General features: G+C 42.4%; 20 protein-coding genes and 1 pseudogene. 17 read left to right on the plus strand and 4 right to left on the minus strand.

The window, feature by feature from the left end; translation table 11 throughout:
* Nucleotides 1–318: 318 nt before the first annotated feature.
* Nucleotides 319–2,484 carry a M3 family metallopeptidase gene (locus ABMY41_RS18035; protein ID WP_349275735.1) on the minus strand — a complete coding sequence of 722 codons (2,166 nt, stop codon included), beginning with the start codon at nt 2,482–2,484 and terminating at the stop codon, nt 319–321.
* 431 nt (nt 2,485–2,915) lie between these two features.
* On the opposite strand from ABMY41_RS18035, the gene ABMY41_RS18040 reads away from it, so the two are divergent.
* From ABMY41_RS18040 to ABMY41_RS18110, 15 genes and pseudogenes are all read left to right on the plus strand, one after another.
* Nucleotides 2,916–4,247: a dihydroorotase gene (locus tag ABMY41_RS18040; RefSeq protein ID WP_349275736.1), complete on the plus strand. Its 1,332-nt coding sequence runs from the start codon at nt 2,916–2,918 to the stop codon at nt 4,245–4,247.
* An 11-nt stretch (nt 4,248–4,258) separates the two neighbouring features.
* A complete protein-coding gene (gene folE2, locus ABMY41_RS18045; protein WP_349275738.1) occupies nt 4,259–5,143 on the plus strand; it encodes a GTP cyclohydrolase FolE2 in 885 nt (294 codons plus the stop codon).
* A gap of 145 nt (nt 5,144–5,288) precedes the next feature.
* Nucleotides 5,289–7,448 carry a S46 family peptidase gene (locus ABMY41_RS18050; RefSeq protein WP_349275740.1) on the plus strand — a complete coding sequence of 720 codons (2,160 nt, stop codon included), beginning with the start codon at nt 5,289–5,291 and terminating at the stop codon, nt 7,446–7,448.
* Nucleotides 7,449–7,691: 243 nt separating this feature from the next.
* Nucleotides 7,692–8,276 carry a thermostable hemolysin gene (locus ABMY41_RS18055; protein ID WP_250660889.1) on the plus strand — a complete coding sequence of 195 codons (585 nt, stop codon included), beginning with the start codon at nt 7,692–7,694 and terminating at the stop codon, nt 8,274–8,276.
* Between the two features lie 41 nt (nt 8,277–8,317).
* A pseudogene (locus ABMY41_RS18060) lies at nt 8,318–9,268 on the plus strand (AMP-binding protein); the annotation flags it as partial.
* A gap of 474 nt (nt 9,269–9,742) precedes the next feature.
* A complete protein-coding gene (locus ABMY41_RS18065) occupies nt 9,743–10,432 on the plus strand; it encodes an iron-containing redox enzyme family protein (RefSeq protein WP_274168291.1) in 690 nt (229 codons plus the stop codon).
* Entirely contained in the window at nt 10,429–11,205 is a 777-nt protein-coding gene (locus ABMY41_RS18070; RefSeq protein ID WP_274168236.1) for an SDR family oxidoreductase, read from the plus strand. Before ABMY41_RS18065 ends, ABMY41_RS18070 begins: the two co-directional genes overlap by 4 nt.
* 20 nt (nt 11,206–11,225) lie before the next feature.
* A complete protein-coding gene (locus ABMY41_RS18075) occupies nt 11,226–11,873 on the plus strand; it encodes a hypothetical protein (protein WP_349275742.1) in 648 nt (215 codons plus the stop codon).
* Between the two features lie 3 nt (nt 11,874–11,876).
* On the plus strand, nt 11,877–12,536 hold the full coding sequence (locus tag ABMY41_RS18080) for a response regulator transcription factor (protein ID WP_063528423.1): 660 nt from the start codon (nt 11,877–11,879) through the stop codon (nt 12,534–12,536).
* The gene (locus tag ABMY41_RS18085) at nt 12,536–13,846 is read left to right on the plus strand and encodes an ATP-binding protein (protein WP_250660732.1); all 1,311 of its coding nucleotides are present in this window, start codon (nt 12,536–12,538) and stop codon (nt 13,844–13,846) included. The genes ABMY41_RS18080 and ABMY41_RS18085 overlap by 1 nt, the downstream gene beginning before the upstream one ends.
* A 13-nt stretch (nt 13,847–13,859) precedes the next feature.
* Nucleotides 13,860–14,186 carry a cupredoxin domain-containing protein gene (locus ABMY41_RS18090; RefSeq protein ID WP_341860358.1) on the plus strand — a complete coding sequence of 109 codons (327 nt, stop codon included), beginning with the start codon at nt 13,860–13,862 and terminating at the stop codon, nt 14,184–14,186.
* Nucleotides 14,170–14,919 carry an iron transporter gene (locus ABMY41_RS18095; RefSeq protein WP_349275744.1) on the plus strand — a complete coding sequence of 250 codons (750 nt, stop codon included), beginning with the start codon at nt 14,170–14,172 and terminating at the stop codon, nt 14,917–14,919. Before ABMY41_RS18090 ends, ABMY41_RS18095 begins: the two co-directional genes overlap by 17 nt.
* The gene (locus ABMY41_RS18100) at nt 14,907–15,611 is read left to right on the plus strand and encodes a hypothetical protein (protein ID WP_349275746.1); all 705 of its coding nucleotides are present in this window, start codon (nt 14,907–14,909) and stop codon (nt 15,609–15,611) included. Before ABMY41_RS18095 ends, ABMY41_RS18100 begins: the two co-directional genes overlap by 13 nt.
* Nucleotides 15,612–15,811: 200 nt before the next feature.
* On the plus strand, nt 15,812–16,021 hold the full coding sequence (locus ABMY41_RS18105) for a cold-shock protein (RefSeq protein WP_004587186.1): 210 nt from the start codon (nt 15,812–15,814) through the stop codon (nt 16,019–16,021).
* A gap of 139 nt (nt 16,022–16,160) precedes the next feature.
* Nucleotides 16,161–16,889: a transporter substrate-binding domain-containing protein gene (locus ABMY41_RS18110; protein WP_274168232.1), complete on the plus strand. Its 729-nt coding sequence runs from the start codon at nt 16,161–16,163 to the stop codon at nt 16,887–16,889.
* Here the strand turns inward: ABMY41_RS18110 and ABMY41_RS18115 are convergent.
* From ABMY41_RS18115 to udk, 3 genes are all read right to left on the minus strand, one after another.
* Nucleotides 16,886–17,617 carry a transporter substrate-binding domain-containing protein gene (locus ABMY41_RS18115; RefSeq protein WP_274168231.1) on the minus strand — a complete coding sequence of 244 codons (732 nt, stop codon included), beginning with the start codon at nt 17,615–17,617 and terminating at the stop codon, nt 16,886–16,888. The two genes, ABMY41_RS18110 and ABMY41_RS18115, sit on opposite strands and share 4 nt — an antisense overlap.
* Nucleotides 17,618–17,774: 157 nt before the next feature.
* Complete coding sequence (locus tag ABMY41_RS18120; protein WP_054563193.1) at nt 17,775–18,998, minus strand: NupC/NupG family nucleoside CNT transporter; 1,224 nt, start codon at nt 18,996–18,998, stop codon at nt 17,775–17,777.
* A gap of 18 nt (nt 18,999–19,016) precedes the next feature.
* On the minus strand, nt 19,017–19,646 hold the full coding sequence (gene udk / locus ABMY41_RS18125; RefSeq protein ID WP_054553619.1) for a uridine kinase: 630 nt from the start codon (nt 19,644–19,646) through the stop codon (nt 19,017–19,019).
* Between the two features lie 191 nt (nt 19,647–19,837).
* On the opposite strand from udk, the gene ABMY41_RS18130 reads away from it, so the two are divergent.
* Entirely contained in the window at nt 19,838–21,067 is a 1,230-nt protein-coding gene (locus ABMY41_RS18130; RefSeq protein WP_063528418.1) for a phosphopentomutase, read from the plus strand.
* Complete coding sequence (gene deoD, locus ABMY41_RS18135; protein WP_036972525.1) at nt 21,067–21,768, plus strand: purine-nucleoside phosphorylase; 702 nt, start codon at nt 21,067–21,069, stop codon at nt 21,766–21,768. The genes ABMY41_RS18130 and deoD overlap by 1 nt, the downstream gene beginning before the upstream one ends.
* Nucleotides 21,769–22,041 lie beyond the last annotated feature (273 nt).

Below are 22,041 nucleotides of genomic sequence, written 5' to 3' on the forward strand. Positions count from 1 at the left end.
AGAAGAAGAAATTTATAACATCAGTTACTGGAAAAAGCAGGAGTATTGAATTATTGATTGAAAAAGATCAGTTACCTGAATTTAAGTAAGGGCAACTGATCAAAATATATGTGAAAGAGTACTAGTACCTAGCGCTTAGCGCCTAGAGCCTAGTACCTAGCGCCTGATGTTTTCATTCGTAGGCGTGAAACTTGTTTCGCGCGTCTGAACGCTGATAGCTGACGGCTGACAGCTCTTTTTACTATCGTTGTGGGGTTATCAATACTCGATAACCCCACATTTCTGACTTACAGCTTAAAGCTTAAAGCTCAAGGTAAACTATTGAACCGTTGCTTTTAGGCCGCGGCGTTTTAATAACGCTGACGTGTCTGGCTCTTGACCACGGAATGCTTTGAACGATTCCATTAGGTCACGTGAGTTACCCACTTCTAAAATTTCTTTACGGTATTTTTCACCCATTTCGCGAGTTAAACCACCTTGCTCTTGAACATAAGCAAAGGCGTCTGCCGCTAAGATTTCACTCCACATGTAAGCATAGTAACCCGCTGAGTAACCGCCGCCCATTGAGTGCGAGAAGAAGGCTGATTTATAGCGAGGTGGTACAAATGCTACATCAACACCATGTTTTGCAAGCGCTTGTTGCTCAAACTTTTCAATGTCTTGTAAAGGAGCATCAGCAGAAAGTGAATGCCATTCCATATCAAGTAGTGCAGCTGCAACGTACTCTAGAGTATCAAAACCTTGGTTGAAGCTACGTGATTGAATTACTTTTTTCAGTAGCTCATCAGGAATTGGCTCGCCAGTTTTATGGTGTTTTGCATAGTTAGCGATAACTTCAGGGTACATGGCCCAATCTTCTTCAAATGTTGATGGGAACTCAACGAAGTCGCGTGATACTGAGGTGCCAGATAGAGTAGGGTACTTCACGTTTGAGAACATGCCGTGTAAGCCATGGCCCAGCTCGTGGAAAATTGTTGTTGCTTCATCATAACTGATAAGCGTAGGTTCGCCATTCGCGCCTTTTTGAATGTTCATAACGTTTACGACAACCGGCTTTTGTTCTTTAAGGCCAGATTGTTTAACGAATGAGCTCATCCATGCACCGCCACGTTTGCCTTCACGAGCGAAGTAGTCAGCAAAGAAAATGGCTAAGCTTTTACCATTTTCATCAAACAACTCATAGGCTTTTACATCAGGGTGGTAAACCGCAATATCGTTACGTGGTTTAAAGGTGATGCCGTATAAACGGTTCATGGTGAAGAATACGCCGTCTTCAAGAACACGGTTGAACTCGAAATATTCTTTCACTGCATTTTCGTCAAGGTTGTATTTATCTTTACGCACTTGCTCTGCGTAGAATAACCAATCCCATGGTTGTAATTTAAATTGTTCACCTGACTCATCAATCTTAGTTTGAATAGCCGCCGCTTCTGCGTTTACGTTCTGCATTAATGCAGGGATCATACTCGCAAACATATCAAATACAGCTTGTGGTTTTTTCGCCATTTGCGACTCTAAACCAAAATCAGCCCAGCTGTCGTAACCTAATAGTTTCGCTTTTTGAGCACGTAACTGAGCAAGTTCTGCCACGATATCACGGTTACTATTTTCGCCCGATAATGCACGCTCAGCCGATGCACGCCATACTTTTTCACGTAAATCGCGGTTTTTCAGTGTTGCCAGAATAGGCTGACGCGTGGTGTTTGTGATCTTAATTAGGTATTTGCCTGGATGGCCAGCTTCTGCAGCGGCATTGGCAAGCTGCTCAATTTGACCTGCTGGTAAGCCCTCAAGCTCTGCTTTGTCATCCACTAAAACAACATTTGTTTTAGTAAGCGCTAATAAGTTTTGTGAGAACTGAGTTGTTAAGCTTGAGTGCTTTGTATTGATATCACGAATTTGTTGTTTTTGTTCTGCACTTAATTTTGCACCTGCACGCACAAAACGTTTGTAGTAAACGTCTAATAAACGTTTTTCTTCAGCTGTTAAGGCTAGGCTGTCAGCTTCGCTGTGAATAGCCGCTACTTTCTCAAAAAGTGCTTTATTTAAGAAAATGTTGTCGCTATGAGCCGCTAGTTTTGGCGCTAATTCTTTTTGTAATTCACGACGAGCCGGGTTTGAATCCGTACCCGCTAAGTTATAAAAAATGCTGCGTGTGCGTGTTAATAGTTCACCACTTTTCTCAAGCGCAACAATCGTATTAGCAAAATCAGGCTTTGCTGGGTTGTTGATGATAGCTTGCACTTCAGTCATTTGCTCAGTCATGCCTTTATTAAATGCAGGCATGAAATGTTCATCTTTAATCGCACTGAAATCAGGCGTTTCGTATTGTAATACGCTTTTCACAAACAGTGGGTTAGCTTGCTCTTTTGCAGCAACAGGTGCTGATTGCTCTGATTTAGGCGTTGATGTTGTTGTTTGAGGTTCTGAACAGGCTGTGAGTAACAGCGCAGAACTGATCGCGGTTGCGATTAGGTGTTTCATAGTTTTTCTCTTGTCATTTTTAAAATTAAATTGTGTCGATATAACCTTGCACATACGTTTTATAAGCTCTTGATTTGCATAGCGGTTAAAGCGAATTACAAAAAGATGCTAAAAAAGCACTTATATGAGGCAGGTATCACCATGTGATCAATGAGCCCAGCATACTGTGTCTTATTACAATTGACCTCATACGTTGCGATAAGGTGATTATTGGCTGCGATAAGCCGTTAAAATTCTCTAAGATCGGAAAGCCACTTATAACTTTACAGCTTAAATAGCCCGACCCAATTGATCTTTTTGACTCATAACAGTGTCCAAATAAAAACTTTATGGTATGTTATATTGTAACATTTTAATTCGCAATCAATCTTGCCATGGAGTGCATTTTTTTACGATAAGTTGCAAATGTTGCTGAATAAGCAAGGAGTCATATGGCTATCATAATCAAACATGCCTGCGTTGTTAATGAAGGACAGCGCGAAATAAACGATATACGAATTGTTGGCAATCGAATCGTTGAAATTGCCAAAGATATCAGTGCCAAGACCAATGATGAGGTAATTGATGCAAGCGGTCTGTTGCTATTACCTGGCATGATCGACGATCAAGTTCATTTTAGAGAGCCAGGCCTTACCCATAAAGGCACGATTGCCAGTGAATCTGCCGCGGCAGTGGCCGGTGGCATTACAAGCTTTATGGAAATGCCTAATGTCTCACCTTCGACTACCACGGCAAAAGCACTTGCTGATAAATACGCGATAGCGGCGCAAACGAGCGCTGCGAATTATGCGTTTTACTTTGGCGCAACCCCTGACAACCTCGATGAAATTAAAGCCCTTGATGCTAAAAATGTATGCGGCGTTAAAGTGTTTATGGGAGCATCAACAGGCGATTTACTGGTTGAACACCCTCATGCTCTTGAAGCCATTTTTCGGGAAAGCCCGGTACTCATTGCCACCCATTGCGAGCAAGGGGAGGTTATTCAACAAAATCAGCGCCGTTTAGAAAAACGTTATGGCGAGTTACAAATAGAGCATCACCCGCTAATTCGTGATGAGTTGGCGTGTTATGCATCTTCATCGTATGCCGTATCGCTGGCAAAACGCTATGGCTCGCAGCTGCATGTTTTACACCTAACAACAGCAAAAGAGCTAGAACTATTTAGTAACGCACCCATAGAGCAAAAGCACATAACCGCCGAAGCCTGCGTGCATCATTTGTGGTTTAACCAAGATGATTACGCAAGCTATGGCAATCAAATTAAATGTAACCCCGCCATAAAATCAGAGCAAGATCGCCAAGCGTTACTCGCAGCAGTGCGCGATGGTCGCATTGATATTATTGCCACCGATCATGCCCCTCATACTTGGCAAGAAAAGCAGCAACAATACAGCGCTGCACCAGCTGGCCTCCCTTTAGTTGAACATGCATTACTCTCGTTACTTGAGCAGGTAAAACGGGATGCGTTAAGCCTTGAGCAAGTTGTTGAAAAAACAGCGCATAACGTGGCAAAGCGATTTGCTATCGAAGAGCGAGGGTTTATCAGAGAAGGCTACTTTGCAGATTTAGTTCTGGTTGACCCAAACGCAGAAAAGCACGTTGAGCACACAAACACACATTATTTATGCCAATGGACGCCATTTAATGGCACCACTTTTTCACACCGAATAACACATACCTTTGTAAATGGTGAGTGTGTCTTTGATGGGCAACAAGTAACCCCGCACAAGCAGGCCGCTATGGCCTTAACATTCAATCGTTAAAAGAAGTTGATATGCAATTACCCGATATTACCTCGCACTCTAATGTAGATTTTCAGTCGCCTTTAAAATGGGTTGGTATGGAAAAAATAGCATTGCCTTTGAAGCTTGCACAAACTCATGTTGATGTGCACCTAAATGCCAAAGCTGATGTGTTCGTTAGCCTTGATAGCGATGCTAAAGGCATTCATATGTCGCGTCTTTATTTGCTACTTAATCAGCTATTGGCCAAACAAAGCTTAACGAGTCAACGTGTTAACGAGTTTATGCAGGCTGTTTTAGCATCACAAAAAGGCTTAAGTAAAGGCGCAAAACTGGTGCTGCATTTTGACTTACCCGAGCTAAAACCAGCGCTACTTAGCGACAATACAGGTTACAATGCTTACCCTGTCGTTTTAACTATTATAAAGCAGCAAACGCTTGCCATTAACTTAAAAGTCGATATTGCCTACAGTAGCACCTGCCCGTGTTCAGCGGCATTATCGAGGCAGCTTTTGAGCGAAGCGGTCGATAAGCAATTTAGTGATGAGCATATAGATAAAGCATCTTTACTCAATTGGCTTGCAAGTGAGCTGGGTTCTATTGCAACCCCTCATAGCCAGCGTTCATATGCGTATATTGATGTCACGTTTAGTAGTGAGAAGTTGCCAGATATTGGCGGCTTTATCACAGAATGTGAACAAGCTATTGGCACTCCAGTCCAAACCGCTGTTAAACGTGAAGATGAGCAAGCATTTGCCGCCCTTAACGCTAAAAACTTACTGTTTTGTGAAGATGCAGCAAGGCGATTGAAGCAGTGCTTCGAAACCATGCCGAGTATTGCTGATTACCAATTTAAGGTTGAACACCAAGAAAGCTTACATGGCCACAATGCCGTGGTTCATGAATCTAAATATTAAGCTCATGAGTCTAAGTATTAGGCTCATGAACCTAAAATGGTTTACAAATTTTGACATTAGCGGTCGCAAATTATTGCTATTGGCTAGCATAATGACAATGATACGAGCGCTAAAAATGATAAACATAATAATATAAAGGACGACTATGCGATTTAAATTTATTGCTGCTGCAGTGGGTCTCGCTGTAGCAAATGTTGCTGTTGCCGATGAAGGCATGTGGCAACCTCACCAGCTACCAGAACTTGAATCTATCCTAAAAGCGAAAGGCTTGAGCATTGATGTAGAGTCAATTTCAAAATTAACAGAGTTCCCGATGAACGCGGTAATTAGCCTTGGTGGCTGTACCGCTTCGTTTGTTTCACCAAAAGGCTTAGTTGTAACAAACCATCACTGTGCCTATGGTTCGATTCAATATAACTCGACTACCGAAAACAATATTTTAGAAAATGGCTTCTTAGCTAAAACAACGGGCGAAGAAGTACCTGCATCTCCAGGTTCTCGTGTTTATGTAACAGAGCAAGTGACCGATGTTACAGCAAAAGTAAATAAAGGGACTGAACAGTTAACCGGTAAAGCACGCTTTGATGCCATTGAAGCAAATGAAAAAGCACTTGTTAGTGAGTGTGAGCAAGACAAGAGCTATCGCTGTAATGTGTATACCTTCCATGGTGGTCTGGAGTACTACCTTATTAAATCGCTAGAAATTAAAGATGTACGTTTAGCCTATGCACCTGCTATGGGTGTAGGTAAATACGGCGGTGATATCGATAACTGGATGTGGCCGCGCCACACAGGTGATTTCTCGTTCTATCGCGCGTATGTTGGCAAAGATGGCAAGCCAGCTGAATATTCAGAAGATAACGTGCCGTACCAAAGTGATGCGTTTTTAAAAGTAAGCGCTAAAGGCGTTCAAGAAGGCGATTTTGTGATGGTTACCGGTTATCCGGGCAGCACAAACCGTTACCGTATTTCGCCTGAAGTTGATTACGTGTTTAACACTGCTTACCCATTAGCGCGTAAATATAACTCTAAATATGTCTCGTTAATTGAAGAAAATGCGCCTGAGGGTTCAGAGGCACGAATCGCTTATGAAAGCACGATTGCGGGCTACAACAACTACATTAAAAACTATGGCTCAATGATTGAGAGTTTCAATAAAGGGTCAATGTATAGCCGTAAGCAACAATTCGAAAAAGATCTCACTGGGTGGATCAATGAAGATAGTAAGCGCAAAGCTAAATACGGACATGTACTTGCTGATTTATCTGCGCTAGTTGCTCAGTCGCAAGAGCATAACCAGCGCGACCGCATGTTAGGTTACGTACACCGCTCACAAATGATCTCAACTGCTCGACGTTTATACCGTTTAGCTTACGAAAAACAAAAGCCAGATGCTGAGCGCGAAAGCGGTTATCAAGAACGTGATATGCCACGTATCGAGTCTCGTTTAAAAAGCATGAGCCGTCGTTATGATGAAGCCGTAGATAAAGCTATTTTACTGTACTTTATTGAGCAATATGCTGCATTACCTAAAGACGAGCGAGTTGCAGAGGTTGATAAAGCACTGGGTCTTACAAACGGTTTTGATAAACCAAAACAGCAAGCCTTGCTTGATGACATGTATGCTAAATCGGTTCTTGCAGATGAAAGCAAACGTTTATGGATGGCAGATCTTGACCTTGCTCAGTTAAAGCAAAGTAGCGATCCATTCATTCAGTATGCGCATGCAATATTTGCAGTCACAAAAGATATTGAAGATGCGAAAAAAGAACTGGCTGGTAAACAGCAAGCTGCTCGCCCTGCATTAATGGAAGCAATCATCGCTTATAACAAGGCACTTAATAAGCCAGTTTATGCTGATGCTAACAGCACCCTGCGTGTAACTTACGGTACGGTAGGCGGCTATTCACCGCAAGATGGCTTAGTGGCAACCCCCTTTACATCTTTAGAAGGACTACTTGCTAAAAACACCGGTGTTGAACCATTCAACTCACCAGAAAAGCAAAATCAGTTAATTAAGCAAAAGCTTTATGGTGATTACACCGGCGGTATGAATACGGTTCCGGTTAACTTTTTATCTAATGTAGATACCACAGGTGGTAACTCAGGTTCACCAACGCTAAACGGTAATGCTGAGCTAGTTGGTTTGTTATTTGATGGTGTTTACGAAAGTATTATTGGTGATTGGGATTACGATGAAAATTTAAATCGCTCAATTCACGTTGATTCACGATATATGCTGTGGGTGATGGATAAAGTTGATAATGCTCAAAACCTACTTAAAGAGATGACTATCGTTAAGTAATCTAAGTTTAAGGTTAATTTTAGCATTAAAATGCCAGTCTAACAGACTGGCATTTTTGTTTTTAATGAAAATAAAATCATTTAATTTCATAAGGTTGAAAAATATTTATAAAAATTAATTTTTCTTAAGTTTTATTTAAGTTTCGCTCGATAAATTTTACACATAACCTAAGTGGAGCGAACAATTATGCTTTCAGTTCAACAATCACATCAAACTCAAGTTCAAGAGCCTGCCTTTGTTTGCATGCGTGAAGGAGGCCAATTTCGTGACCGCCTTGAGCGTAATATTAAGCAAGGTTTTGCTGCAGCCTATGACGCGAAAATTTCGCAGTTCATGCCGCTTCTTTGTGAGCTTAATGTTGATGATGAAGTATGTACCTTAGGCCTTCGCTCTGCATCACAACCTTTGTTTATTGAACAATACCTCCCTGCGTCTATTGAGCACTTTGTTGGTGCCAAGCGTGAGCACATTTTTGAGCTAGGTAATTTATGCTCAACGCACCGAAAAGCCACCTTGGCACATTTTGTTTTAATGAACGAAGCACTCTATCAAGCAGGAGCAAATTATTTAGTGTTTTGTGCAACCCGCAAAGTGAGAGCGCTATTAAAAATGCTGGGTGTCAATTGCAAAGAAATCGGTGTTGCAAATGCGCAAGCACTTCAAGATCCAGCAAGCTGGGGTAGCTATTACGACAATCAACCAACCATCTGTGTGGTTGACCTAAACGAAGCTCATCAGCGTGTATTAAATACCCCCGTTTTATTCAATATCAAACAGCAGTGTTTACAGTCATCGCTTGAGCTTGCTGTATTTTTGGAGGCGTTATGAGTTGGTTAACACAGTTACCACATAAAGATAGCGATACCTTAATGGTTTGCCACAAAAGCGATGGTGTGCGCTCACTAACTAAACAAGAATTTACTGAACAAGTGACTCGCTTGCTACCTACCTTGGCTGAATTTGATGCCCAAGGTGTGGCTTATCAATTAGATAACACACCTGCTTGGTGTGTATTAGAAGCTGCGCTTAGCGAGCTTAAAAGAGTGGCTATTCCGCTACCAACGTTTTTTACTGCTCAGCAAATTGCGTTTGGTTTACAAAACAGTGGGGCAGGTTTATTTGTTTGTGACCGTGCTTACGAAGGCGAGCATGCTAAATTAGTGGCGTTAGTGGATGTATGTAAGCATTACCCTTTATATGTTTACCAATTGAGTAATACACAGCCTGTGCCATATTTTGCAAACACGCAAAAGATTACCTTTACGTCTGGCTCAACGGGCACACCAAAAGGCGTGTGTTTATCGCTTGAAAGCCAATTGCAGGTGGCAACATCACTTTATCAAAGCATTGGTTTAGAAAAACCAAACCATTTATGTTTACTGCCGCTACCTGTTTTGCTTGAGAATTTAGCCGGTGTGTATGCGCCGCTATTAGCGGGTGGCACGGTTAACTTAGTGCCTTTAGCTGAACTTGGTTTTTCAGGTGCACAGCTACTTGAACCACATAAATTAATAGCCGCAATTGAACGTACTGAGCCAAACACCCTTATTTTAGTGCCTGAGCTACTGACTTGTTTAGTGGCTTTTGCAAAGCAAGGCTGGCAAGCACCTAAAAGCTTAAAGTTTATTGCAGTAGGTGGCGCAGTTGTAAGCCAAGCGCTTATTAAGCAAGCCCGTGAGTTCGGTTTGCCGGTTTATCAAGGTTATGGTTTATCTGAATCTTCATCGGTGGTGAGTTTAAACACTCGCGATGATGATGACATTGACACCGCAGGGCGAGTACTTAAGCACATTCAATACAAAATTGAAAATGGCCAGCTTTATATCAAAGGCTCATTGTTTTTGGGGTATTTAGGTCAAGCAGCACAAAATGCTGACGATTGGTATGCAACTGGTGATCTTGTTACTGAGCAAGCAGGTCGCTTGGTTATTCAGGGCCGTTTGAAAAACCAACTTATCACCAGCTTTGGGCGCAATATCAGCGCCGAGTGGCCAGAGTCGTTATTGCTTAGCCACAGCCAAGTACAACAAGCGGTGGTGATTGGCGAAGGTAAGGCATTTTTAGCCGCGCTTATCTATGCAAACCAAGCGATGAATGACGCTGAACTTGCTGCCCATATTACGGCACAAAACGCGCAACTACCCGAATACGCACAGATCAGAAAGTGGCATCGAATTACAGAGCCTATGAGCCACACGCAAGGTTTATTAACCAGCAATAATCGCCCAAAACGCGATGTTATCAATCAATTTTTTGCTGCAGAGATCTCTGCACTTTATCAAGAGGCGACGAGCATGAGTCAATTTTTCAATACATTACAAGCCGAAACACAAACAGAGCGTGACTACCTTTTAGCTGCGCCGATTATTGGCCGCGTTTTTAAAGGTGAAGTAAGCCTAAGTGAATATGCATCGTTCTTAACGCAAGCTTATCACCATGTTAAGCACACAGTACCGCTGTTGATGGCAGTCGGTGCAAAGCTGAGCGATAAACAAGAGTGGCTGCGCGAAGCTGTTGCAGAATACATCGAAGAAGAGTTAGGCCACCAAGAATGGGTGCTAAATGATATTGCAGCCTGCGGTTTTGATAAAGAGTTAGTGCGTCATTCTCGTCCACAGTTTTCGACCGAATTAATGGTGTCGTACGCCTATGATGCAATTAATCGCGGTAACCCATTGGCATTCTTTGGCATGGTTCATGTGCTTGAAGGTACCTCGATTGCATTAGCCGATAATGCGGCAGGGCAAATTCGTGAGGCTGTAGGCCTACCGAAAAAGGCATTTTCATACCTTACTTCGCACGGTGCACTGGATATTGAACACGTTAAGTTCTTCGAATCACTGATGAACAAAATAGACAACGTAGACGACCAACAAGCCATCATTCACGCCGCAAAATGTTTTTATAAACTGTACGGCAATATTTTCCGTGACCTCGATTCAGAACCTTTCTTTAGCGAGGCTGACTTGGAGCAAAGCGCATGAGTAGCCCAGTTTGTGTGCTAACCGGTGCAACAGGGGGGATTGGCCGTGCTATTGCCCTTCGCCTTGCAAAAGAAGGTTGGCGTTTATTACTTGTTGGTCGAAATGTGAAGCAACTTGCTGCACTGCAATTGGAATGTGGCAATGATGCTGAGTATTTTCAGGCTGACCTTAGTAACAGTGAATCTCGCGATGATCTTGCTAAGTTTGCTCAGCAAATTGGCGGTGCAAGACTACTTGTTAATAACGCGGGTGTTAATGTGATGCAGGGTTTTACTGAAATCAGCGAGCAGCAAATTGATCACCTGTTAAATATTAACCTGCATGTGCCCATTAAATTGTGTCAGTTATTTTTACCACAAATCACCCGTAATAAAGGCACGATTGTAAACATAGGTTCATCGTTTGGCAGCATTGGTTATCCGTATCAAACCTTGTACTGCGCAAGCAAGTTTGGCCTAAGAGGGATGACCGAAGCCCTTGCCAGAGAGCTCAGCCACAGCGATGTGAAAGTATTGTATTTAGCGCCTCGTGCCACCGATACCGCGATTAATTCGCCGCAAGTACGCGCGATGAACAAAGAGCTAGGTAACACCATGGATCCGCCAGAAAAAGTGGCTGATGCATTAATAGATTTAATTAAATCAAAAAAACGTCGTCGTTTTATTGGTTTTCCAGAAACATTATTTGCCCGTATTAACGGCGCATTTCCATCACTCGTTGATAACGCAATAGCAAAACAACTTCCTAAAATTAAAAGTTTTTTTGCCAACTAAATTGATCAAGGTGAATGATTATGACTAAACTAAATTTAAAAGCCCTAATGATGTTAGGTGTTATCATGGCTGCGCCTGCAAAAGCCGACTTTAATAGCGATTTAAGTTCGGTGCAAAAGCAGTGGGCAGTGGTTAATTACGAATTAGTTGACGATGCGCAGTTAGATGCATTCGAAAAGTTAGCGAGCGAAACCGCAGAGTTTACCAAAGCCAACGACCAGCAAGCAGCCAGCCATATTTGGTACGGTATTGTGTTATCGAGCTATGCAGGTGCAAAAGGGGGCTTAGGCGCGCTAGGTCTTGCAAAAGATGCGAAAGCACAATTTGAAAAAGCGTTAAGCTTAGATCCAAAAGCGCTTGATGGCTCGGCATACACAAGCCTTGCAACCTTATACGGTAAAGTACCAGGTTGGCCTATTGGTTTTGGTGATGACGATGAAGCTAAAAAACTGTTTAAACAAGCGCTTGAGCTAAACCCGCGTGGTATCGATAGCAACTATTTATATGCGTCATTCCTGTATGACGAGCGCAAGTATAAATCAGCTAGAGAGTTTTTATTGGTTGCACAGCAAGCGCCAGCACGCCCTGAAAGACCAAAAGCAGATCTTTACCGCCAACAAGAAATTACTAAACTATTGGCTAAGGTAGAGAAAAAAATAAAGAGATAAACTATGCATTTATTGCTCGTTGAAGACGACCATTTAGTGGCAGAAGGCCTGTGTCGTTCTTTACGTCAACAAGGATACAGTGTTGAACATAGTTCGACCGTTAAGTCAGCGATGCAATGGCTGCAAAATGATGAAATTGAGCTGGTAGTCCTTGATTTAGGACTACCAGACGGTGATGGTATCGACATTTTAAAACACATCAAAAAGCATCGTAAAAACCTGCCCGTGGTGATTTTAACTGCTCGGGGCAGTATTGATGATAAAGTCATGGGGCTTGATTTAGGTGCTGATGACTACCTAGCAAAGCCCTTTGATCCCGCAGAATTATTTGCCCGTCTTCGGGTTGCCAGCAGGCGTGTGACCCAAGCACAAACCAGCACTTTAAAAGTTGGTGATGTTGAAATGGACACCGCCGCTTTTACCGTGAGCTTTCAAGGTGAGCCAGTAAACTTGCCGCGCAAAGAGTTTATGCTCCTTAAAGCCTTGCTAGAAAACCAAGGTCGCGTGCAATCAAAACAGCAGTTAGAAAGTAAACTGTACGAATGGGGCGAAGAGGTGGGGTCTAATACCATCGAAGTACACATTCATCACTTGCGTAAAAAATTCCCAAAAGAGTTTATTAAAACCTTGCGCGGCATTGGTTATGTGGTGGGTAAACGCTAGTGTCAATTCGTAAAAGGCTGACTCTACTTATATTGTCTATGGTGATCTTAACCTGCTTTTTGGCATTTACTAAAGGTTACCGTGAAAGTATGAATCAGGCTGAAGCACTGCTCGATAACGAGCTGGTAACGCTGGCACATGTGTTAATCGAGCAGCCACTCAGTAAAGAAACCCCAGCTTATACCAGTGATTTACCGCAGTTATTGTTTCAAGTTTGGGTTGATGATAGCTTGGCCTCAAGCTCAAAATCATTGCAGCAAAATCTTAGTAATCAAAGTCAGTGGCAAACCGGGTTTAGTGTTGAGAACTTGGCTGGGCAACGAGTCAAAGTGTATCGCTTAAGCGAAGGCAATAAGCGAGTGCTTATTGCAGAGCCTTTGAGCAAACGTGTGGCACTAACCGAAACCGTGATTTTGTCGGCCATGACGCCGCTGTTATGGAGTGTGCCTATCCTTGCCCTTCTTATTAGTGTATTTGTAAAACAAGGGCTTGCACCACTAACACGGTTATCAAATCAACTCAAACATCGTCAAGCAAATGATTTTACAGCTATTCCTTGGCAAACCCCAGAGCAAGAAATAAAACCCGTAATTAGCCGTTTAAATGATCTATTCAAACGAGTTGAAAGTGCTTATTTACGAGAGCGCTTTTTTGCCTCTGATGCGGCCCATGAACTGCGTACCCCGCTCAGTAGTTTAAAAATCAATGTGCATAATTTAGTAGCTCAAGGTATTGAGAGTATTGAGCTTGATGCGATGGAAAAAGGCGTTGATAAGCTGAGCAATATCGTTGAACAAATGCTGATTTTGGGGCGTACCTATCCAGAGCAATGGCAAGCGCAATTTAGCCCCGTGTCGGTGTTAGAAATTAGCCAGCAGGTTGCCTCACAACTTTATGATCGTATTGACGAAAAAGAGCACACAATTAGCATTGATGGCGATGATTTTATCATCGCCGGTGACGAATTCACCTTAGTTACTTTGTTTGGCAATTTACTGAGTAACGCCATAAAATATACCCCAGCTGCGGGAGAGATTTGTATTACTCTGAAAACCGAAAACAATCGTTTTATCTGGCAAATAGATGACTCGGGCCCCGGTATTGATGAAGCTCAAAAACAGCGTATTTTTAACCGTTTTTACCGTGTGGGTGGTGATAAACATCCCTCTGGTGAACAAGGAGCCGGGCTTGGTATGGCCATTGTTGAACACATAGTGTCGATTTATAACGCTGATATTGCTTTAGCTGACAGTCACCTTGGTGGCTTGCGGGTGAGTGTCTCTTTTATGCAAGGAGATGTCAGTGAATAAATGGATTTTGGCAATTTCTATGTTGTTACTATATATGTCGTCTTGGCTTGCCTATGCCAAAGAGTACAAGCTGATTTTAAAAGATCACTTGTTTTACCCAGCTGAAATTAAAGTTCCTGCCAATAAAAAGCTACGTTTACTCATCGAAAACCAAGATGACACGCCAGAAGAGTTCGATAGCTTTGACTTAAACCGTGAAAAAGTACTCTACCCAGGTCGTACGAGTGTCATTTATATCGGACCGCTCAGCCCAGGGCGTTATGACTTTTTTGGTGAATTTTCGCCTAATACAGCCAGAGGAACTGTCGTGGCTACGGAGGTGAATGATGCTGATAACTAGTTTATTAATGAGCATTAATCAGCTTTTGCCTGTGGTGATTTTAGCCGTGCTTTTGAGTTTAATTGTGCCTTTAAGTCAGCGCCAACTGAGTATTTATGCAGTGATTGGTACGCTACTAAGCTTAGTGTTTGTGCAAGGCGCTGCTTGGGTGAGCCAGTTATTTGATCACCGAGGCTTAGAGTTTATACAAATGCTGCTGTGTATAATGATTTTTGTCGCTGCACTCATGAGTTGTCTGCAACGAAAAATGGCGGCTGCACTGGCCTTGATTGCAACCATGACGTTGTATTTAAGCCACTACATGATTTATTTAGTCAGTTTTTGGCACAGTAAAGATACCGCAGAGCCATTGCTACTGGGTACATTTTTAGGTGTTGGCATTTGTATTAGCTTTGGCGTGTTACTGTTCTTTTTGCTTGAGAGTATTACCAAGCGCGTAGGCGAGCAGCCATTGGTTGTGTTGCTTGCCTTAAATGCAACAGCAAAGCTATTGATATTTCTTGATTTAGCAAGTCAGATCGATTTACTCGATGTGACCTCAAATTATTTAGATTGGCGTGGGTTTTTAGTTGAAAACTCAGAGCTTGGGCGCGTATTAAAAGCCTTAGTGGGCTACGAAGCTACGCCGAGTAAAACCGCGCTATGGGTGTATGTCGTTGCTACGTTGGGGTTTATCGCCTTAGCCCACGTTTTAAAAATTAAAAAGACCAAGGAGCCAGTATGCGGTTCTTAATAGTTAGCTTAACTTATTTGCTGTTAGCAAGTATCAGCCAAGTCGCTCAGGCTGATGGCATGGTAGTTGATAAAGTGTACCACCCTTATGTATTGCCTTTTGAGCGCGAAGTTGAGTGGCGTTTGGTATCCAGGCAAACTGATAGCGGTAATGTGCTTGCACAGCGTGCAGGCTTTGGCGGCGCAATTAACGACACCATGAGCCTTGAGGGCTACTTAGTTGGAGAGCGCGATGATAACGGTGATTTTGGTTTATCTTCATATGAGGTGGAATTGCGTTGGCAATTGGTCGAGCAAGGTCGCTTGTGGGCCGATTGGGGAGCGTTATTTGAGCTTGAAAAACAACACACACTCGATGCATACGAAGCAACAAGCGGCTTTTTATGGGAAAAAGAATTTGGTCGTACAAGCCTGACGATGAACGCTTTTTTAGTCTATGAATGGGGGGCTGATATTGAAAACGAGTGGGAAAGTGAGTTTCGCTTGCAGTACCGTTATCGCTATCGTTCGGCCTTTCAACCATCAATTGAAATATACGCGGGAGAGGACTTTATTGGAGTGGGCCCAGGCTTTACTGGTTTACACAGATTTAGCCCTAAACGCCAGTTAAAATGGGAAGCAGGTTTTATTAGTGAGCTTAGCCAATCAGGCAAAGATCATAGCTTTCGCTTGGCTTTAGAGTTTGAATTTTAATGTCGATAGTGTTTGACTTATTAAACTAACTCTATATAGTGGGCACCAGCTAGAAAGAAAGCGTGTAATTAATAAATCTTTATTTCGTTGTTGTATAAGTAATACTTGTAGTACCGTCCTGAAGTTTTTAAGTACCATCTCATTTTTTGCTACACCCGCCCACTAGGGCATGTTTAATTTTTTATATCAGGAATAATACTATGTCTAACATCGTATCAGGTACAGTTAAGTGGTTTAACGAATCTAAAGGTTTTGGTTTCATCGAGCAAGAAAATGGTCCAGACGTTTTCGCTCACTTCAGCGCTATCAAAAGCGAAGGTTTCAAAACTTTAGCTGAAGGCCAACGTGTAGAGTTCACTCTTTCACAAGGTCAAAAAGGTCCTCAAGCGGATAACATCACTCCGTTATAATTTTTACTTTTAGTAAAAGTTAAGAAGAAGCAAGCTACGGCTTGCTTTTTTTATGCCTAAAAATTGACTGAGTTAATGAATATTTCTATATTTAATGCAGCTGTGTGATTAGAGTGTATTAATTATTTTAAAATATTTGTTGTTAGCGTGCCTAAGCTTTGCACCTGTAGTACTGGCAAAAGACAGTGTCATCATCTACACCGAGCAATTCCCGCCATATAATTTTTCGAACAAAGGGCACTTAGAGGGCATAAACCTCGAGTTTGTTAAAGCGATGTGTGTTGATGCAGACATTGAATGTCAATTCGAGCTCTTGCCTTGGTCTCGGGCATATCACTTAGCCCAGCAAAAGCCGCAATCAGGTCTTGTTTCTACGGCTCGTATACCTGATCGTGAAGCGCTGTTTAATTGGATTGGTCCACTGGCTTCATCAAGTAACTTCTTTTATCGCTTACAATCAAATGACCGTATTAATCCAATCGATTTATCGCAAGTGAAAGATCATAGTCTGTGCGTGGTGAGAGACAGTATTTACGAAAAATTTGTTGAGAGTATTGGTTTTCGCAGTGAAAAAAATCTTCTCAAAGTGAGTCACTATTACGAGTGCATTAATTTATTTTTCAAAAATAAAATAGAGCTCATTATTGGCTCGGAGCTGTCGTTTAAATACCAATTAATGCAGTATGGTCATCAAGGTAGAGAAGTGGTTAAGTTGGTTGAGTTGCCACTAAATGGCACGGTAGGAAACTTTCTAGCGTTAAATAAGGCATTACCCGAAGAGCTTGTAAGCCGATTACAGGCAAGTTATGACAAGCTGAGTAAGCAAGGGTTATTAGAGACTTATATTGAACAATATAAGGCGAATTAAGGTCGCTGCGCGATCATCATCACTGCATTGTATCTTGGTGTCATGACCACCTCATTAAACGCTGCTTTTAAGGCATCGATATAACGTTGGTCGGTATTAATATTTGCTGCGAGATAACCTTTCATGGCTAAAAAGTCGATTGTATGGGCAAAGCTGAAGCGAGCTTCATCCAGTGCTAATTGCTCAGCCATAGCCGCAATATAGTTCTTATCATCAATGATTAAATCAACCTTGCCCGACATCAACAGCTGATACGACTTATTGATATCAGAGGTATATACCAGTGTATATCCTCTTTCTGCTAAACGCTGCGCTGCTAAATCATGACGTTGTACCGCTATCTTATATTGCTTAGCTTGCTCGTTTGTAGTGATGTTTATATCGCTGCGAGAGGTTAATTTAACAAAGCCCATTTGATAGGTTGCCACTTCACCAATCCAATGAAAGTGCTGCTCGCGCTCAGCGGTTTTCGCCATACTGTAAATGAAAATGTTCGGTTTCTTCAATGCCATATTGTAGGCACGGGCCCAAGGGTAGAGCTCTATATTCGCGTTCAAATTAGCTTTGGCAAAAATCGCCTTTACTAATTCGGTGCTTTCACCGGCAACTTGATTGTTGATTAAGGTCTGATTGGGTGGCGACAGTTCAGTCACAACAGTTAGGGTCGGCTTACTCAGTGCTGGCCAACTAAAGAAAAGAATTAACAAATAAAGTCGTAAATAGTTCATTTATGTACTTAAAAGGACTTAGTAAATAAATCTTAGCACATAAAACGATAAAAGGGCCTTGCGGCCCTTGGTGAAGTATCGTTCAAGTCAGATAGACCTTTAACCCCTTAAAGTCCTATCCTATTGTTTTGCAACTACGGCTCATCTCATTAAGTTTCTAAGCTAGCGAGAGGAAAAAACCTGCAATTGCTGCACTCATGAGGTTAGCCATAGATCCTGCTAACACTGCTCTGAGCCCTAAGCGTGCGATATCCTTTCGCCGACTAGGCGCCATACCGCCTAATCCACCTAGTAAAATTGCTATCGATGATAAGTTAGCAAACCCACATAACGCGAATGTGACAATCGCTTGTGTGTGCGCACTTAACGTATCGCGATAATTAATAAAGTCGAGGTAAGCAACGAATTCGTTAACTACAACCTTCTGACCTATAAAACTGCCTGCGATTACAGCTTCGTTCCACGGTACACCTAATAACCATGCAACTGGAGCGAATACGTAACCTAAAATTTCTTGTAGCGTTAATGTTGGATGATCAAACCAACCACCAATACCGCCTAATAACCCATTTAGAAGTGCAATAAGTGCTACGAAAGCAAGTAACATCGCACCTACGTTCAGTGCTAGTTGCATACCGTTTGCGGCACCTGATGCGGCTGCATCAATTACGTTAACCGGTTTTTCTTCTTGTACGTCTAAATCAGCTAAATCTTCTTTCGGTGTTTCGGTCTCTGGCACAATCATTTTTGCCATTAAGAAACCACCTGGTGCTGCCATAAAGCTGGCTGCAATTAAGTATTTAAGCTCTACACCAATTGTTACGTAACCTGCCATAACAGAACCGGCCACGGTAGCAAGGCCACCTACCATTACCGCAAATAGCTCTGACTTAGTCATGCTGGCGATAAATGGTTTAACAATCAATGGTGCTTCTGTTTGGCCAACGAAAATATTGGCGGTTGCAGAAAGCGATTCAGGGCGCGAGGTTTTCAATAGCTTTTGTAAGCCACCACCTAGAATCTTGATTATCCAATCCATCACCCCGATGTGATACAACACAGCAACGAGTGCTGAGAAGAACACGATAACGGGCAATACTTGTATCGCAAAAATAAACCCTAAAGTATCTTGCGATGCCAGTGAGCCAAATAAGAAGCTAATCCCGTCATTGGCATAACCAATAACTGATGAGACTCCTCGTGACATACTTGCCAGTACGTTTTTGCCCACTTCGAAGAACAAGACAAAGCCACCAATTAACACTTGAAGTAAAAAGGCGATGCCTACAGTTCTTAAATTAATTGCTTTACGGTTCGTAGAAGCCGCAAAAGCAATGCCTAGTAGCACAACAATGCCTACTAAGCTCATAAATGTTGTCATACTGACTGTTTCCCGTTGTTATTGTTGCAGTAAATATTTTATTTTACTTTTAATTATATCAATGGCAACGCGATTCATACCGCCGCGTGTGACTACGAGATCAGCTTTGTGCTTTGATGGCTCAATAAACTGATAAAACATAGGTCGCACTGTCGCTTGATATTGATCAACAACGGACTGTAATGTTCTGCCACGCTGCTCCATATCTCGTTGCATACGGCGCATAAGGCAGATATCTAACGGTGTATCAATGAACACCTTAATATCAAATTCTTTTCGAAGTGCCGGATCACTCAATAGCAAAATACCTTCAACGATAAGTACTTTTGCAGGTGCCACTCGACGCGTTTCATCGCTACGGGTATGCATTGCATAGTCATAAGTTGGTACGTCTACTGATTTTCCAGCGCGCAATTGAAGTAAGTGCTCATGCAAAAGCTCATGCTCGAAAGCATCAGGATGGTCGTAATTGGTTTGCGTTCGATGGTCAAACGGCAAATGCGACTGGTCTTTGTAATAAGCATCTTCTTCGATCACTGCGATCGCGCCCGGTTCAAGCTCATTGACTAATTCGTTATAAATTGTCTTGCTAAAAAGAGACTTGCCCGACGCAGATGCGCCAGCAATAGCTATAATTGTTCGTGTCACTAAAGTTCTCGCCCACACAGAAGGAAACATTGTTAGGTAGATCACAATAGCAAAAAAGACACGATTAATCTCTTTTGCTTCGCTTAGAGATGCAAATTTATAATGTTTCTGTTTTATGAAACAGGACTTATGTCCTGTACCAAAAATTCGAAGAGCATATAAAGTATTCACATATTGATAACGAGGTACCCATGGCAAGAGCACTCATCTTAATGGCAGATAGCCTAGGAATTGGCGCAGCACCTGACGCAGAGAAGTTTGGTGATGTAGGCGCAAATACCTTTGCTCATTTACTTAAAGCCTACGCAGAAGAAACAGGTGAGCACTTATCGCTTCCTAATCTTACCCGTTTAGGTTTAGCTGATGCATGCGAAGCCGCAGGCAAAGAGCCTTGTTTAGTTAGTGACCGCCAAGCACCTATTGGCGCATGGGGTTACGCTAAAGAGTTATCAAGTGGTAAAGACACGCCTTCAGGGCACTGGGAAATGGCCGGTGTACCTGTGTTATTTGATTGGGGCTACTTCCCAAATACACAGCCGTGTTTTCCACAAGAATTTGTTGATGAGCTAATTGCTCGCGCAGGGATTCCTGGCATTTTAGGTAACTGTTATGCCTCAGGAACAACCATTTTAGAACAGCTAGGTGAAGAACATATGCAAACCGGTATGCCGATTTGCTACACCTCAGTTGATAGCGTGTTTCAAATAGCCGCGCACGAAGAATCATTTGGACTGGAGAAACTTTATCAGGTTTGCGAAATCGCACGGGCGCTGCTTGATGAAATGAACATAGGAAGAGTGATTGCGCGGCCATTTTTGGGTTCGAGCCGTGACGATTTTGCCCGTACAGGCAATCGTCGTGACTATTCGGTGCTACCACCGTCACCAACCTTGCTTGATAAATTATCGCAAGACGGCGGTGAAGTGATCAGTATTGGTAAAATTGCCGATATCTATGCGCACCAAGGCATCACTCAAAAACACAAAGCGCCAGGGCTAATGAACTTACTTGAGAAAACCTCAGAAGTAATTGCAAGCGCACCTGACCATAGTTTGATTTTTACAAACTTAGTTGATTTTGATGAAAAGTACGGTCATCGCCGTAATGCAGTTGGCTATGCTAAAGCATTAAAAGAGTTTGATGATTATCTACCGACTATTTTAAATCAGCTAAATAGTGATGATGTATTAATTATCACGGCCGATCACGGATGTGATCCAACAGCAGCAGGCACTGACCATACACGTGAATACGTGCCAGTACTTGCATACCAACCGGGAATGACAAACACCCCGCTTGGAGAACGAGCTAGTTTTGCAGACATAGGTCAAACCCTTGCCCAGTGGTTTAATCTTCCTGCACTTGAATACGGTGATAGCTTTAACGACAAGCTATTAGCGAACAAAAAAGGAAACCAATAATGAGTACTCCTCATATCAGCGCCAATGTAGGCGAATTTGCAGAAACGGTATTAATGCCGGGTGATCCGCTTCGCGCTCAATACATTGCTGAAAACTTTTTAGATGACGCAAAACAAGTAACAGGCGTTCGTAATATGTATGGTTTTACCGGTACCTACAAAGGTAAGCCAGTGAGTATTATGGGTTCTGGGATGGGTATTCCATCAATGTCAATTTATGCCCGTGAATTGATCGTTAGTTACGGCGTTAAAAATCTAATTCGTATTGGTACCTGTGGCGGTATTGGTAGCGATATCAAAATCCGTGACGTTATCTTTGCACAAGGTGCAAGCACAGATTCAAACGTAAACCGTGCGCGCGTACGTGGTTACGACTTTGCCGCAATTGCTGATTTTGGTTTATTACTTAACGGCGTAAACGCAGCAAAAGAATTAGGCATTGAAGCGAAAGTAGGTAATGTATTCACAACAGATACATTCTACCAAGCAGATAACACATTCTATCAAGAATTAGACAAGCTAGGCGTACTTGCTGTTGATATGGAAACAGCTGGCATGTACGGCGTAGCCGCTGAATACGGCGCAAAAGCGATGGCACTATTTACTGTGAGTGACCACGTAATCACTGGTGAAGCAACACCAAGTGAAGAGCGTCAAAGCACTTTTAACGAAATGGTTAAAATTGCTTTAGAATCAATTTAAATAAGTTCCTTGGTAACGTATTCACTGAAATTTGGAAACACGCCCAAAGTGAAGTGAGACTAACCTCAAAGCCGCATTTATGCGGCTTTTTTTATAGCTACTTATTTACCTCGCGCAAAATCCTGCTCGCATCTCGCATCTCGCATCTCAATGGTATGGACTCCCCACCTTTGTCAAAATCGACTAAGGTGAAAGTGACAAACAAAAAGGAGCCCATACCATGACACAGTCTAGCACTATAACGATTGATTTAGCCAAAACAGTCTTTCAAGT

Origin of the sequence: Pseudoalteromonas sp. BZA4 (assembly GCF_040104395.1) — a bacterium.
Taxonomy (GTDB): Bacteria; Pseudomonadota; Gammaproteobacteria; order Enterobacterales; family Alteromonadaceae; genus Pseudoalteromonas.

Excerpts from the sequence above, each read along its gene's own strand:
- ABMY41_RS18055 (WP_250660889.1), top strand. The coding sequence starts at position 7,692 with ATGCGTGAAGGAGGCCAATTTCGTGACCGCCTTGAGCGTAATATTAAG.
- ABMY41_RS18130 (WP_063528418.1), top strand. The coding sequence starts at position 19,838 with ATGGCAAGAGCACTCATCTTAATGGCAGATAGCCTAGGAATTGGCGCA.
- ABMY41_RS18040 (WP_349275736.1), top strand. The coding sequence starts at position 2,916 with ATGGCTATCATAATCAAACATGCCTGCGTTGTTAATGAAGGACAGCGC.
- ABMY41_RS18070 (WP_274168236.1), top strand. The coding sequence starts at position 10,429 with ATGAGTAGCCCAGTTTGTGTGCTAACCGGTGCAACAGGGGGGATTGGC.
- ABMY41_RS18120 (WP_054563193.1), bottom strand. The coding sequence starts at position 18,998 with ATGACAACATTTATGAGCTTAGTAGGCATTGTTGTGCTACTAGGCATT.
- ABMY41_RS18115 (WP_274168231.1), bottom strand. The coding sequence starts at position 17,617 with ATGAACTATTTACGACTTTATTTGTTAATTCTTTTCTTTAGTTGGCCA.
- folE2 (WP_349275738.1), top strand. The coding sequence starts at position 4,259 with ATGCAATTACCCGATATTACCTCGCACTCTAATGTAGATTTTCAGTCG.
- ABMY41_RS18100 (WP_349275746.1), top strand. The coding sequence starts at position 14,907 with ATGCGGTTCTTAATAGTTAGCTTAACTTATTTGCTGTTAGCAAGTATC.
- ABMY41_RS18050 (WP_349275740.1), top strand. The coding sequence starts at position 5,289 with ATGCGATTTAAATTTATTGCTGCTGCAGTGGGTCTCGCTGTAGCAAAT.
- ABMY41_RS18075 (WP_349275742.1), top strand. The coding sequence starts at position 11,226 with ATGACTAAACTAAATTTAAAAGCCCTAATGATGTTAGGTGTTATCATG.
- ABMY41_RS18080 (WP_063528423.1), top strand. The coding sequence starts at position 11,877 with ATGCATTTATTGCTCGTTGAAGACGACCATTTAGTGGCAGAAGGCCTG.
- ABMY41_RS18035 (WP_349275735.1), bottom strand. The coding sequence starts at position 2,484 with ATGAAACACCTAATCGCAACCGCGATCAGTTCTGCGCTGTTACTCACA.
- ABMY41_RS18095 (WP_349275744.1), top strand. The coding sequence starts at position 14,170 with ATGATGCTGATAACTAGTTTATTAATGAGCATTAATCAGCTTTTGCCT.
- deoD (WP_036972525.1), top strand. The coding sequence starts at position 21,067 with ATGAGTACTCCTCATATCAGCGCCAATGTAGGCGAATTTGCAGAAACG.
- ABMY41_RS18105 (WP_004587186.1), top strand. The coding sequence starts at position 15,812 with ATGTCTAACATCGTATCAGGTACAGTTAAGTGGTTTAACGAATCTAAA.
- ABMY41_RS18065 (WP_274168291.1), top strand. The coding sequence starts at position 9,743 with ATGAGTCAATTTTTCAATACATTACAAGCCGAAACACAAACAGAGCGT.